12 protein-coding genes and 2 pseudogenes are annotated in these 14318 nt (G+C 43.1%); 6 read left to right on the top strand and 8 right to left on the bottom strand.

The window, feature by feature from the left end; translation table 11 throughout:
* Positions 1–134: 134 nt before the first annotated feature.
* From NWP25_RS01930 to murC, 4 genes and pseudogenes are all read right to left on the bottom strand, one after another.
* Positions 135–437: pseudogene (locus tag NWP25_RS01930) on the bottom strand (low molecular weight protein-tyrosine-phosphatase); the annotation flags it as partial.
* Positions 438–522: 85 nt separating this feature from the next.
* Positions 523–870, bottom strand: coding sequence for a YbaB/EbfC family nucleoid-associated protein (locus tag NWP25_RS01925; RefSeq protein WP_280652254.1), 348 nt, complete (start codon positions 868–870; stop codon positions 523–525).
* 155 nt (positions 871–1025) lie between these two features.
* Entirely contained in the window at positions 1026–2048 is a 1023-nt protein-coding gene (gene murB / locus NWP25_RS01920) for a UDP-N-acetylmuramate dehydrogenase (RefSeq protein WP_280652277.1), read from the bottom strand.
* A 106-nt stretch (positions 2049–2154) separates the two neighbouring features.
* Positions 2155–3618 carry a UDP-N-acetylmuramate--L-alanine ligase gene (gene murC, locus NWP25_RS01915; protein WP_280652255.1) on the bottom strand — a complete coding sequence of 488 codons (1464 nt, stop codon included), beginning with the start codon at positions 3616–3618 and terminating at the stop codon, positions 2155–2157.
* A gap of 398 nt (positions 3619–4016) precedes the next feature.
* On the opposite strand from murC, the gene nadD reads away from it, so the two are divergent.
* Both nadD and NWP25_RS01905 read left to right on the top strand, forming a co-directional pair.
* Positions 4017–4643, top strand: a complete 627-nt coding sequence (nadD, locus tag NWP25_RS01910) for a nicotinate (nicotinamide) nucleotide adenylyltransferase (protein WP_280652256.1) — start codon at positions 4017–4019, stop codon at positions 4641–4643.
* Positions 4644–4759: 116 nt separating this feature from the next.
* Positions 4760–5773: a type I glyceraldehyde-3-phosphate dehydrogenase gene (locus NWP25_RS01905; protein WP_280652257.1), complete on the top strand. Its 1014-nt coding sequence runs from the start codon at positions 4760–4762 to the stop codon at positions 5771–5773.
* Between the two features lie 66 nt (positions 5774–5839).
* Here NWP25_RS01905 and thiL read toward each other — a convergent pair whose 3' ends face one another.
* Both thiL and NWP25_RS01895 read right to left on the bottom strand, forming a co-directional pair.
* Positions 5840–6853 (bottom strand): thiamine-phosphate kinase, encoded by a 1014-nt coding sequence (gene thiL / locus NWP25_RS01900; protein ID WP_280652258.1) that lies wholly within the window; start codon positions 6851–6853, stop codon positions 5840–5842.
* Positions 6854–6927: 74 nt separating this feature from the next.
* Positions 6928–8034 carry a peptidylprolyl isomerase gene (locus NWP25_RS01895; protein ID WP_280652278.1) on the bottom strand — a complete coding sequence of 369 codons (1107 nt, stop codon included), beginning with the start codon at positions 8032–8034 and terminating at the stop codon, positions 6928–6930.
* A 253-nt stretch (positions 8035–8287) separates the two neighbouring features.
* Here NWP25_RS01895 and efp point away from each other — a divergent pair, with 253 nt between their 5' ends.
* The 3 genes and pseudogenes from efp to NWP25_RS01880 all read left to right on the top strand — a co-directional run bounded on the left by efp (position 8288) and on the right by NWP25_RS01880 (position 9848).
* The gene (gene efp, locus NWP25_RS01890) at positions 8288–8845 is read left to right on the top strand and encodes an elongation factor P (RefSeq protein ID WP_280652259.1); all 558 of its coding nucleotides are present in this window, start codon (positions 8288–8290) and stop codon (positions 8843–8845) included.
* Between the two features lie 111 nt (positions 8846–8956).
* Positions 8957–9436: an acetyl-CoA carboxylase biotin carboxyl carrier protein gene (gene accB, locus NWP25_RS01885; protein WP_280698781.1), complete on the top strand. Its 480-nt coding sequence runs from the start codon at positions 8957–8959 to the stop codon at positions 9434–9436.
* 63 nt (positions 9437–9499) lie between these two features.
* Positions 9500–9848, top strand: a pseudogene (locus NWP25_RS01880) (ArsR/SmtB family transcription factor).
* A 129-nt stretch (positions 9849–9977) separates the two neighbouring features.
* Here NWP25_RS01880 and NWP25_RS01875 read toward each other — a convergent pair.
* Together NWP25_RS01875 and NWP25_RS01870 are read right to left on the bottom strand one after the other, a co-directional pair.
* Entirely contained in the window at positions 9978–10586 is a 609-nt protein-coding gene (locus tag NWP25_RS01875; protein WP_280656493.1) for a GerMN domain-containing protein, read from the bottom strand.
* Between the two features lie 458 nt (positions 10587–11044).
* Positions 11045–12853 (bottom strand): proline--tRNA ligase, encoded by a 1809-nt coding sequence (locus NWP25_RS01870; protein WP_280656492.1) that lies wholly within the window; start codon positions 12851–12853, stop codon positions 11045–11047.
* Between the two features lie 60 nt (positions 12854–12913).
* Between NWP25_RS01870 and NWP25_RS01865 the strand changes: the two genes are divergently transcribed.
* A complete protein-coding gene (locus NWP25_RS01865; protein WP_280686606.1) occupies positions 12914–14305 on the top strand; it encodes a 1-acyl-sn-glycerol-3-phosphate acyltransferase in 1392 nt (463 codons plus the stop codon).
* The last annotated feature ends 13 nt before the right edge of the window (positions 14306–14318 follow it).

Genomic DNA, 14318 nt, shown 5'->3' with positions numbered 1-14318 from the left:
AGGGAAGATGCTTTCACCCTTGCACCTAGGGGGTAGGATTTTCACCTACATGGACACACAGTTATCAAGAATCTGGTTTTTAAACCAGTCTTGTCTCTTATCCCTGAGAATTTCTACTCATTTCAAGAGAACGAATCGCACGAAAGTATATCATCATAATTTTTCTGATCCATTGCCAAAATCATATCAAAGTTTTGAAAGTCTAATTTTTGCAACTGGCGAGCCTGACCACGTAGTTTAATTCCCAACTTTGCAATAGCAGCATTACTCATGCGTGAGTCGGGTGGGCTACCAATGTGATAACTAGATGTACCGGCAGATTCACAGATAATGCGATCGCTTAAACCAGCCTGGTCAATGAGATGATTCATAATGTTTTCTGCCGATGGAGAACGGCAGATGTTGCCCAAACAGACAAATAGCAGCTTGTAAGGCATAAAGATTTTAGTGAATATCCATTAAAGCTCAAAGGTCTACAGTCATCAGTCTAATGGTTTATGACTAATGACTAATGACTAATGACTAAAATCCAGGTAGTTCTAGACCACTGGTTAAGTCTTCCATCCGTTCCCGCATTGTTGCAGTGGACTTGTTGTAGGCATCCTTCATGGCCACTGTCACGAGGTCAGAAAGTAATTCTGCACCTTGTTCTAAGGCATCTGGGGCAATTTCCACCCGTCTGGGTTCTTGGTTGCCACTGACAATTACCTTAACCAGTCCACCACCGGACTCGCCCTTAATCTCCATTTGCTCCAATTCTTCTTGAAGCTGTTTAGCGCCTTCTTGAACTTGCTGGGCTTTTTTGAAGGCATCCGCCAGTTCTTTCATTTTTCCCAAACCGAAACCGAATCCTTGTCCTTTTCCTGTCATAACTGGTTGTCCGCGTGTGCATTGAATAACAAATCAAATTCAATTATAGATGCGGTGGGTAATTTGCTTCTTTGATTACCAATAATTAATGGTGGGGATTGGGTATTCAGAACATCGTTCCTTATTTCCCAGTCCCCGGTTCCTGGTTTTCTCCTTTAACCAGCGGTCTGAAACTCACCGATCATTTTTACTTCTGGTTGTAAGCAAATTGACCAGCGTTCTTTGACTTGCTGCTGGATGTAACGGATCAGAGAGAAGATATCGCTGGCCTTTGCTCCGCCGCGATTGACGATAAAATTAGCGTGTAATAGTGCTACTTGAGCTTTGCCAATTTGGTAGCCCTTTAAACCTGTTTGTTCAATTAACCACCCAGCAGCATAAGGAGTAGGATTCCGAAACACACTGCCACAACTAGGGAAATTATAGGGCTGTGTAGTTAATCGATGTTTTTTATGTTGCTTGGTAGCTGCCAAAACTTGTGCTGGATCTGTACCTGGTTGGAGTTGGAAGGTGGCCTGAGTAACAATACGTTGGTAACCCTTGTCTGTGGGAGATTCGCTGGTTTGGAGTGATGAAGTCCGATAGCCATAACCGATCTGAGGGTGGGTCAGGGTTTCTAATGTACCATCAGGGGAAAGTACACGGGCGCTAACTAACATGTCTGCAATACAGCTGTTATGGGCTCCGGCATTCATGACTACAGCACCCCCAACAGTTCCAGGGATACCCACCGCCCACTCTAATCCTTGCCAGCCTAATTTTGCTGCTTCCCATGCCAAGCTGGGGATTGATTCTCCTGCCCCCACAGTTAATTGACCTGTTTGGGGATCGAAGTGGCTATGGCGCAAGTGACGTGTAGAAATTACTAAGCCCGGTAAACCGTGATCGCTTACTAACAGGTTAGAACCTGCACCTAGTATTGTTATCGGTAATTTTTGTTCTTTTGCATACTCAAGACTTCCTTGCAATGCTTCTAAATTATCCGGAGCAACGTACCATTCCGCAGCCCCCCCAACTTTATAAGAAGTAAATGCAGATAGGGCAACTTGTGACTTAATAGCACAAGCAATGTCCTTTAAATAAATTATTTTACCGTCACTTGAATCTTCTGTTTTTTGCTGCTGTGTATGTGAAGTAAAAATTGTGCAGACATTTCCAACTGCCTGGGATATTTTCATCTTGATGTAAATTTGTGAAATTTTTACTTTTAACTGCTGTAAAAATACAGCAATCATATCAATCGATAGAATGGTTGCTAGAAGGAAACTGTAATTTTTTCCTCATCTAAGATGTGGCTATGGCAGGTTCGCAAAGTGTAGCAATTAGTTCAGGAATTACCTGATTTAAATTCCCAGCACCTAGAAATAGTGCTAAATCTCCTGGACGGAGGGTTTGGCGCAATAAATCAGTCATTAAGAGCAGATTTGGTTGATATAGCACTTGTGGTTGCAGTTTGGCTATTTCTGTTGCTAGTTGTTCACCGCTAACTTGACCTAAATTAGGCTCACCAGCACTGTAAATATCCGTCACGACAACTAAATCAGCATGAGTAAATGACTGGGCAAATTCTGCTAAAAAGGTAAATGTGCGACTATAGCGATGGGGTTGGAAAATTGCCACCACTCTTTGGCCTGGTCTAGCTTGGAGCCTTGCAGCAGCAAGAGTAGCGCGAATTTCACTGGGGTGGTGGGCATAGTCATCGATGAAGGTGATACCACCAACTTCTCCCCGAAATTCAAAGCGCCTTCTGGCCCCTTCAAAGGTGGCAATGGCCTTGGCGATTGTGCCAAATTCTAAACCCAGGATTCGACCCACAGCTACCGCCGATACAGCATTGCTCAAATTATGCCGACTGAGTAACCGCAATTTCAATACTCCCAAGGCTTTACCTTTCTCCCACACTAAGGCTGTGGTACCATCAGCCCGATAGTCAATATTAGTAACTGTATAATCAGCACCTGTCTCTGGGTTGAGACTGTAAGTAATTGTTGGTTTGAAGCGATGACGTACTGTGTCACAATCAACACAACCTATCAGAGTTTTACAACCGGCTGCAAATTTTTGGAAGATGTTGACTACTTCTTCTAATGTCTCGTAGTGGTCGGGATGATCAAGTTCAATATTAGTAATAATGCCAATATCGGGAGTATGTTTCACCAGAGAACCATCCGATTCATCTGCCTCAGCCACTAAATATTTACTTTGCCCTAATCGAGCATTTCCTTGCCAAGCATCTACCTCACCACCTACAATAATTGTGGGGTCCAAACCAGCTTCTAAGAGCATATAACCAATGATACTACTGGTTGTGGTTTTGCCGTGGGTTCCGGCAACTGCGATGCTATGGTAATCTGAAATCAAGGCAGCTAGTACATCTGAACGATGAAGAATTGGACATCCTAATTCCATTGCTGCTTTGTATTCCAAATTATTAGCATTAATTGCTGTTGAACAAACAACTTGGGGCAGTGTTGAGTTGTTGGGAGTGGGTGATGTTTGTGGTGATGTTAATAATGCTCTATTAGCTGATTCATGAGAGCGAAAGAATTCCAGATTACTGGCCTCTTGTTTGCCAAAAATGTGTGTTCCGATAGATTCCAATTTCCGCGTAATATGACTAGGACGGAGATCAGAACCTGATACTGGCATTTGGCGCTTTGCCAGGACGTATGCTAAAGCAGACATACCTATGCCGCCAATTCCAATAAAATGAAATGGTCTGCCACTAAAATCTACATAGTTACTCATTGATTAGCCCTCTTACACCACACCATAATCACGAATGACACGCGTATCATAACAGGAATTTGATTTTTACCGTAACTGCGCTTGCATCTTGTTTATACCTGATGGCAGGATTATTTTCCTCTGTTGTTTTGCGGATTGAGAATGATTTTACCTTTGTTGGAGGTTTTTACTATTTCTGAACTGTTATGAAGATTATTCTTGAAGTTTGTGCTGCATCGGGACAGAAAATATTGTAGTTTCAAATACATCTTTCTAAATTCTTTACTGCTGTTGGCTACAGTCATATATTGTTGGTAGTGAAATTACTTTGAAATTGCATCAAGTTTAGGCACAAAGTGTCATATTGGTACGTTTGTATTAAAGCGTCAAGAAATTCAATAAAGTTTAGGTGTGACTGAATGGAACAGGTAGGAATCTTTGGCGGTACATTTGATCCGATTCATTGGGGACACTTACTTGTAGCCCAAACAGCTTTGTCTCAAGTACCTTTGGAAAAGATAATTTTGGTCCCGTCAGTGAACCCTCCCCATAAAAAAGCATCTTTGTTTCACCATCGCTGGCAAATGCTGCAACTAGCTACAAGAGAAAACCCAGCATTTATCGTCTCCCCAGTAGAGGCAAAACGCTCTGGGATTTCTTATGCCATCAATACTTTGATGGACTTATCTAATTGTTATTTAAATACTCGCTGGTACTGGATTTTGGGTTTGGATACATTTAAAACCTTACCGCGTTGGTACTGCGGACACCAATTGGCACAAATGTGTAACTGGTTAATTGCACCCCGAATAGTGGGTGCTGAGACGATAATCCAAAGCGAGTTGATCTGCAAGCAGGTGGAGCAACAACTAACAGAGGAATCGCTCACTATTGACTGGCAATTATTGAACACACCTTTAGTAGGAATTTCGTCAAGTCTAATTCGTAAACTTTGCCGCCAAGGGCAGTCAATTCGTTATCTAGTGCCAAATTCGGTGAGTTGTTACATCAATACTCACAAACTTTACTCAGGTAAAGCTGAATAAAATATGTGTTTTTTTTGTCGATCTAAGAATTTATGGTTATTGACACCCCCCCCTTTGCGATATGATTGGGTTCAAAGATATCAATTTATAGGCATAAATACAGAGGGTAGGAAACTGTGATTAGAGTCGCAATAAACGGTTTTGGTCGTATTGGACGTAACTTTGCACGCTGCTGGGTAGGCAGAGAAAATAGCAACATTGACCTGATAGCTATTAACGACACCTCAGACCCTCGAACCAATGCTCACCTCCTGAAGTATGACTCAATGCTTGGGAAGTTAAAGGATGTTGACATTACAGCCGATGATAACTCTATCATCGTTAACGGTAAGACCATTAAATGTGTATCGGATCGCAATCCAGAAAACTTACCGTGGAAGGCGTGGGAAATTGACCTGATTATTGAAGCAACAGGTGTATTTACTAGTCGAGAAGGGTCTCAGAAGCATTTGAATGCCGGAGCCAAAAAAGTTCTGATCACAGCTCCTGGTAAAAACGAAGATGGTACCTTTGTGATGGGTGTGAATCATCACGACTATGACCACAACCAGCACAACATCATCAGTAACGCCAGCTGTACTACTAACTGCTTGGCTCCCATAGCCAAAGTGTTGAATGACAAATTCGGCATTATTAAAGGCACGATGACCACCACCCACAGCTACACTGGTGACCAGCGCTTGCTAGATGCTTCTCACCGTGATTTGCGACGGGCAAGGGCAGCAGCTATTAACATTGTTCCCACCTCCACCGGTGCAGCAAAAGCGGTAGCTTTGGTCATCCCAGAATTGAAAGGTAAGTTGAATGGTGTGGCTTTGCGCGTACCTACGCCGAATGTGTCAATGGTAGATTTCGTAGTTCAAGTTGAGAAGCCTACCATTACAGAAGAAGTGAATCAAGCTCTCAAGGATGCATCTCAAGGGTCATTAAAGGGCATTTTGGACTACAGCGAATTACAATTGGTTTCTTCCGACTATCAAGGTACTGATGCTTCTTCCATTGTTGATTCCAGCTTGACTCTAGTCATGGGTAATGACTTGGTGAAGGTTATGGCGTGGTATGACAATGAGTGGGGTTATAGCCAACGCGTTCTGGATTTGGCAGAACTAGTAGCCCAAAAGTGGGTTTAGTAATTAGTCATAATTCATTAGTCATGAGTCATTAGTAATGAAATTCAAGTGATATCTGACTCTGGGCTATTGAGTAAAATGTTGAAATCCTCGACTGAGACTTAAAACTTGGTCGGGGAATTTTTTATGTTCATCACACAGTATTACTTGGGAACCTGTGGTGATAGTTCCGACTATGGCGGAACTATCACCTAGTTTTGACACCAAAGTATTGGCAAGAACTTCTGGTAAGCACAACACTAGTTCAAAGTCTTCACCCCCGTAAAGGGTATATTCCAGAGCTTGTTCTGGTGTCAGCCAGTGGTTAAAAGTTGCTGGTAAGGGAATTTGCTTACTTTCTAGAACAGCGCCAACACCACTGGAACGGCAAATTTGCAAAATAGCGTCTGCCAAGCCGTCGCTGCTGTCCATACCGGCGATGGGGAAATGGGAAGATGGGGGGTAGGATTCGAGAATTTGCCAGAGTAAGGGTAAAACATCTAATCTGGGTTGCGGACGCTGGTGTGCTTTGATGAGGGTGTTTTGCTCTGCATCGGTGAGGTTTTGCCTTAATTGAGGATGCAAGAGCAATTGTAAGCCAGCGTGGGATGCTCCATGAACACCTGTGACGATGATCGCATCACCCACTTGAGCGGTAGAGCGACGGATAGTCCTTTGGGGATGGACTTGACCAAAGGCGGTAATGGCCACAGTCGTCACAGGCGATCGCACGATGTCACCGCCAACAATGGGGGTATTGTATTTCTGGAGGCATTCTGTCATTCCCTGATATAAACGCTCAACCCAACTCACCATTAGTTCGCCAGGTAGTCCCAAACCTATGGTGATTCCCAGAGGAGAAGCACCCATTGCTGCCAAATCCGATAAATTAGCAGATGCAGCCCGCCAACCAGCATCTTCTGGAGATGTGGTGACATTACTAAAATGCACGCCATCAACGAGTACATCTGTTGTCACTACCAAAGATTGCTCAGGTGCAATTGCCAGTATTGCTGCATCATCGCCAATCATTTCCAGAGGACAGAAACGTTGTAATTTTTCTAAAATACCTTGTTCGCCAATATCTTTAACTTTAGTCATTGGTCAATGGTTATCTAAAGAAAAGAGGAGTATAAACAACTCCTCAAACTCTTATATTGAGAGTCAGCAGTTTTCTACGCTGCTTGGGGCTGAACTAAGTTTTCTATTCCTTCAACCACAGTTGCTGATTCAATTGTGTCACCCTGCTTGAGCTTATCTAAAACTTCTTTGCCATCAATGAGATAACCAAAAATAGCATAGCGACCGTCTAACAAGTTTCGTCCGGCTGGAGTGAGTTCTGGCTCAAACAGGAAGAAGAAAAATTGAGAGGAACCTCCATTTACTTCTGTTTCCGGGCGGGCCATTGCCAATGCACCAAAGGAAGAAAAAGGCAGAACTGGCATATCAAGATAACGCCCGGCTTGTTCGAGAGTGATGCCATAAGTGGGTTCTTTGTCGCCTTCAACCAAGATTTCTAGGGGAATGGCGCGGTATTCGTGGGTTTGTGGGTCAATGAAACCTTCCTCTTTTCCTCGTGGGTTTCCGGTTTGGAGCACGTAAGATTCTTCTGAACGGGTAAATTCTAAGCCGTTATAAAAACCTCGTTGCACCAAATCCACAAAGTTACCAGCTGTGATGGGGGCGCTATAACCATCCACCACCGCAGTCAGGTCGCCTTTGTTAGTTTTAAAAGCGACAGTAGCCCGACCTTTGAGTGTAGGTAGGTTACTGTACTTAGCAGGCACTTCAAAGGGGAATTCTGTCACCATTGACTCTTCCAACTCGGTGACTATGTCCAGCAGTTTGTTTCTACCTACGAGAATTTTTCCTTTGTCTTTAAGGTTTACTAATTCTCGCAGTGAATCCACACCAGATTTTAACTCAGCAATCCAGACCTCGGCTTGAGGTTGGCGTTCTTTGGGAACGCTTGCTAGGATTTTGCTAGGTTGACTGAGAATGCGGGACGCTTGTTTCAGATCGCCAGAGATAGCACCCCAGCGCCGATTTGCCCGCAGTTGGGTAGAAATATCTTCTAAGCTGGCTTGCAGTTGCCGTACTGGTTTATTTTCTATGGGGAGTGCATACCTTAATAAAGCCTTACCCTCTGTAATTGCATTTCCAGATGGCAGGGCAGCCTGACTAGGATCAGTCCAAGTAGCTGTATTTATGCCTAAAAATATTGTTAATAACAATATTGTCATTAGGCTGTTCTTCAGCCAGGATTTAAATATGTTAAACATGGTGGAATAACTCAAATGCAACATCAGATTGTTGACTAGGCGTAACCCATCAATCATCTTCCCACAGTACGAGTGCTGAGTAATGGGAGAGTTAAGGATCAGGGATAAGAAAATTAGCTCAATTTCTTTTCTAATCTTCATTTCCTAGTCCTTAGTTCCCCATCACTTTATTAATTACTTGATGATTGATGACTAATTACGACCCTTGAAGGGTACAATAAATGCCGATTGTCTTCCCAAACTTGAAAGCTTCATGATCTCTAGTAACGACTTTCGACCCGGTGTATCAATTGTATTAGATGGGTCTGTGTGGCGAGTGGTAGAATTCCTCCACGTTAAGCCAGGTAAAGGCTCTGCCTTTGTGCGTACAAAACTCAAAAACGTCCAAGGCGGAAACGTTGTGGAAAAAACATTCCGAGCTGGGGAAACTGTACCTCAAGCGAATCTGGAAAAAAGCACGATGCAGCATACCTATAAAGAGGGCGATGAGTTCATCTTTATGGATATGGAAACCTACGAAGAAAGCAGATTAAGCCCGGCGCAAATTGGCGATCGCGTCAAATACTTAAAAGAAGGTATGGAAGTTAACGTCATTCGTTGGGGTGAGCAAGTGCTAGAAGTGGAACTACCCAACTCTGTGGTTTTGGAAATTATCCAAACAGATCCAGGAGTAAAAGGTGATACAGCTACAGGTGGAACTAAACCAGCTGTTGTGGAAACAGGAGCAATTGTGATGGTTCCATTGTTTGTTGCTCAAGGTGAACGTATCAAAATTGATACTCGTGAGGATAAATATCTAGGCAGGGAATAACCAGGCTCTTTTTCCTGGAGCCATTCCGATTTCAGTCCCTATACATTTAGGGATTAAATCCCTGCCACACTGCAAATTTTGATTTACGGTTAGGTCGAGGTAATAAAAACAGTGCCATTGGAATTTAATGAAATCCGCCAACTGCTGGCAACTATCGCCCAAACAGATATTACAGAAGTAACCCTTAAAAGCGATGACTTTGAACTAACGGTACGTAAATCGGGTTCACGAGACGCCCAACCAGCACCAACTCAGATTATGGAGGTGGGAACAGGTCGTGTCTTGGAAAGTGTTGTGACTGCCCCTAGCATGCAGTTGTCGGCAAATCCCCCATCAACCATTGATAAGAGATTAGTGGAAGTACTTTCCCCGATGGTAGGAACATTTTATAGTGCTCCTGCACCTGGTGAAGCGCCTTTTGTCAAAGTGGGCGATCGCGTGCGTGTTGGTCAAACAGTTTGTATCATTGAAGCGATGAAGCTGATGAATGAAATTGAGGCTGAGGTATCTGGACAAGTCATGGAAATTCTGTTGCAAAATGGTGAACCAGTGGAATATGGCCAGGCTTTGATGCGAATTAACCCTGATTAGGCAATCATCCATATATCAAAACGAGTCATTGGTAAAATTCTCCCTCCTGGCGGGAAAATCCTGATGAAACAGGCGTTGCCTATACCGTCGGTGGTGGTGCATCAAGTAGCTAAATACTTCCGCTCTTTTCGGTGAGCCGATGCGCCTATGGTTGCTACACTTGCTACTGGATGTTCGCGCAGGGTCTCGTAGAGAAGAAAAATCGGTGCAAGAATTGGTAGAGGCAACACAAACTTCCCCAGCAAATGTTTACAAACACCTGTAGGCAATGTCGCAAGCGGGAATCCTTGTCCGCCGCAGTGAAGGGACTTGCGCTTACTACCGGGTAGAAGATCAAATGATTTTTGAGTTGTGTAATCGGGTGTGCGATAAACTACCCCCCGCCGGAGGTCAACGCCTGGCCTCACGGTGAGAAAAACAAGCTCGCAACTGTGGGGTGCTCAATGGCAAAAGCTAAGTCAGTTGTCAGTTATCAGTGAAGAGTAACCAGTGGCTAGACTGATAACTGATAGCTGATAACTATTAAGTTAATTTAAGTTAATTAAAGTGGATAATTTTCCTCAAAGCTTTCACGAGTCAATGGCTGTTGCAATTCCACGCCCTCGCCACCTAAAACATCCAACTGTTCTCCCTCAACATCAATGTATACTTTAGCTTTGGGATTGATTGTTGTCGCAGTATAAACAACTTGTCCAATACGGGCGATCATTGAGGTAGTGCCGCCACCCGTGGTAAAGTCCCCGGACAGGTTAACGCGAACCTCATCATTTTCCGTCTTCACCCCCAGTAGCTTGGTTTCTTGGGGGATGGTTGTGGAGTCCGTACCTTCTGTTGGCCCGGCTAATAAAGCTTGGAAAGCTTTTTCTAAAACTTGATCTGGTTGAGTAGCAGCTATTTGAATTGGCTGGGGAACTAAATCGACACTTTCCCCTCTGGGTTTGAGCCAATAAACATTAGGTGTTTGCTCTTGCTCCGGTTGGGTAGTTGATGGCTGATTATTGGGCTGTGTGATGGTTTGAGATGGGGTGGTCGGTGTGGGAGACTGATTGGAAGCAAGCCAAGCCACACCACCACCCACTGCTACAACTGCTGCTGAAACTGCTGCAATTACACCTGAAGAAATACGCTGAGAGCCTTGTTGGTCGTTCATATTTAAAACCTTTTTGACTGAGGACTGAGATAGTGTGGTTCAGAAAAGCAGCCCGATTAAAGACGATATCAGTCTATGGGGGGTTTCTTAAAATCTCAAGATGCCTTTATTTATGAAAATGATGCTGAGTTGATATTTTGCCGATTTCAATAGAATTAGGAATTTGCCATGAGCAATCCTTTTAGTTAGGCTATTTCAGCAATTTGTCATTCTGCATCCATAGTAAGTTTATTTCATCTTTATTTTAGGTTGAGAGTTATCCTCCGTCACCTGAACCTTAATGTAAATATAATCCTTTCTGGAAATACCGATACTAACAAGGTCTATCAGAAGACATTTAAGACCATCTATGCTTTATGAATTTACCTTCAGAAGTCATTTAGAGTTTATTTTTAACAAGTATGATAGGTTTATGGCTAATTTGGCAGGCTAGATGCCTGCCGGACAAGAAAAGTATTTTATCCTTCTGTCGCTGATTTAATCCACTCTTGGAGTGTATTTACTAATTCCTCAATGGCTATTTCTTGAGTTTCACGGGTTGAGCGTTTTACTACTTCTACTTTGCCATTTGTAATAGCGCGACCTGTCACTATTCTGTAAGGTATACCAATTAAATCGGCATCTTTAAATTTTACTCCTGCCCGTTCATCTCGGTCATCCAGTAATGTTTCTACACCTGCTTTGTTCAGTTCAGTGTAAAGTTTCTGGGCAATTTCCACTTGTTGAGCATCTTTGATGTTGGGAATTGTGATGATGGCATGATAAGGTGTGATGGCTACTGGCCAAATAATGCCGTCTTGATCATAAGATTGCTCTACAGCTGATTGTGCCAACCGAGATACACCCACCCCATAGCAACCCATAAACAGGGGATGTTCTTCACCTTGTTCGTTTGTATAGGTTGCTGTCATTACTTGGGAATATTTTGTGCCCAATTGGAAAATATGCCCTACTTCAATTCCTCTGGCTGTTTGGAGAATTTGTTGAGGGTCATGGAGAGGGCGATCGCCTGGTTTTGCTTTGCGTATATCTACTATTAGTTGTGGAAATTTAAATTGCTCTCCCCAATTCGCGCCAACTACGTGATGGCCGGTTTCATTAGCGCCTGTAACAAAGTTTTTTAAATCAATGGCTGTTTTATCAACTAACCGCACAAACTGGGAATGGAACTGTTTATTAGCAGTAATATAATCATCTGCAAGATCAGGCGCAATATAACCTAAAGGTAAAGATTTACTTGCCCATTTTCCTTGGGTTTCGACATCGGATACGGTCAGAGAAATAATAGTTTTAGCACCGTAATTGGTAGCTAGTTTTGTCAATTCATTTTGCAGCTTAACTTCATTAACTTCTTGGTCACCACGAATACTCACCACCACTAATACAGTCATGCCATTATCGTAAACTGTTTGGTAAAGGACGTTTTTGACTAATTGGGTAGGAGAACACCTGAGAAAATCACAAACTTTTTCTATGGTTTCTGTTCCTGGTGTTTCTCGTTTTTCATAGGTTGTAAACGGTGAAATTTCGGCATCCGCAGGTAAAGAAACGGCTTTTTCTACATTGGCGGCGTATTTACCATCTTCAGTGTAAAGGACTTCATCTTCTCCGGCTTCTGCCAACACCATAAATTCCGTGGAACCAGAACCGCCAATGGCCCCAGAATCGGCTTCCACTGCCCGAAATGCTAAACCACAACGGCGTAACATATTACTGTAGGCTTGATACATATCTTGGTAGGTTTCTTTGAGGCTCACTTCGTCCGCATGGAAAGAGTAGCCGTCCTTCATAATAAATTCCCGTCCGCGCATCAAGCCAAAACGGGGGCGAATTTCGTCGCGGAATTTGGTTTGAATTTGATATAAATGTAACGGTAGTTGCCGATAGGAGTGAATCATGTCACGGGCAACAGTCGTGATTACTTCCTCATGAGTGGGCCCTAGTCCTAATTGTTGTTGACGACGGTCGATGAGGGAAAACATAATTCCTTCGGCTTTGGTGTAGGTATCCCAGCGTCCCGACTCCTTCCACAACTCAGCCGGTTGTAGTTGGGGTAGGAGACATTCTTGTGCGCCTGTAGCGTTCATTTCTTCCCGCACAATTTGAGAAACCTTTTGTAGTACCCGCCACATCAAAGGCAGGTAAGCATAAATGCCGCTACCGATGCGACGAATGTAGCCTGCACGGAGTAATAATTTATGGCTGGGAATCTCAGCATCAGCAGGATCATCCCTGAGTGTAACGAATAATATTTGTGACAGTCGCATCGTTATTTTCCTTTTCCAGAATTACTAATCTTTAAAAATCACTTAAGTCTATAATTGTCTATGTCAGATGTCATTTACCCAGCACAAGCACCCCTAGAATTTATTCCCCCGGCTTTCAATCCATTAATTCTCAGAAGTGTTCATCTGTTGCTACCGAGTTGGATCAATTGGCAAACAGCTATTACCCAAATTGAAGCAGATAACGTAGAGGTTTTGGTGGATCTTTATCGCCAGTTTCAAGAGGGTAAGATCCGCTTTTTGTTGGCATTTCGCCATCCCAAAACAGAAGATCCATTTTGTTTGGGCTACTTGTTTTCGCAAATTGTGCCGAAAGTAGCACGAAAGCAGAACACAGTGCTACAAATGCCGATTCATGCTCATTTTATCTATGATCGCGGCGTTCCTCTGTGGGCAGGTTCCCACGTTGGTTGGATTGCTTCGCGTTTGGGAGGAACTTCAATTCAACGGGGTAAGGCTGACTGGACGGGGTTACGTTCGGCGCGTGATTTATTTGCTAACGGGAGATTCCCGATGGCGGCTGCGCCAGAAGGTGCTACTAATAATCTTTCAGAAATTATCAGTCCTATAGAACCTGGGGTTGCCCAATTAGGTTTTTGGTGTGCCGAAGATTTGCAAAAGCAGCAACGCTGTGAACAAGTTCTAATTGTACCAGTTGGAATTAAATATAATTATCTAACAACTCCTTGGGGTGCCATTGCTCGTTTGTTAACTGAAATAGAAGTTGCTAGTGGTTTAGTAGCAAATCCGCAAGTACAAAATCAGCTTCCCTGTTTAGAGTCACTATATCCTAGGTTATTGACCTTATCAGAACACTTACTTTCCTTAATGGAGCAGTTTTATACGCGATTCTATCATCAAAATTTCCCGGATGCGAACACCTTAGTTGGAGAAACAAGCGATCGTAATCAAGCTTTGGTTCTCCGGTTGCAAGCTTTATTAAACAAAGCTTTAGGAATATCAGAGGAATATTTTGAATTGGAACCTAAGGGGCAATTAAATGATCGCTGTCGGCGGGTAGAACAAGCGGGCTGGAATTACATATTTAGAGAAGAGTTTAGGGATATCAAAGCATTATCTCCTGTAGAGAAAGCATTGGGTGATCGCGTGGCTAACGAAGCCAATTCCCGAATGTGGCACATGAGATTAGTAGAAAGTTTTGTTGCAGTTTCCGGTAATTACATCCGGGAAAAACCCACAGTAGAAAGGTTTGCTGAGACAACTTTAATTTTATGGAAGATGATTGCTCAAATTAAAGGTGATCCAGCCTTACAACTCCCGCATTTAGGTGAGCAAGGGGTAAAAATTACCATTGATGAACCAATATCAGTATCAGAACGTTACCCGGTGTATAAACAAAATCGTTTAACAGCCAGACAAGCTGTTGCTGATTTGACAAATGATTTGCAGCAAAAGATGGAAAATTTAATTTGAAAAAATTAATGAT

This window comes from Umezakia ovalisporum Ak1311 (assembly GCF_029891685.1).
Classification (GTDB): Bacteria; Cyanobacteriota; Cyanobacteriia; order Cyanobacteriales; family Nostocaceae; genus Umezakia; species Umezakia ovalisporum.
Note: the sequence above shows the minus strand (reverse complement) of the source record. Positions and strands in the feature narration are given on the sequence as shown.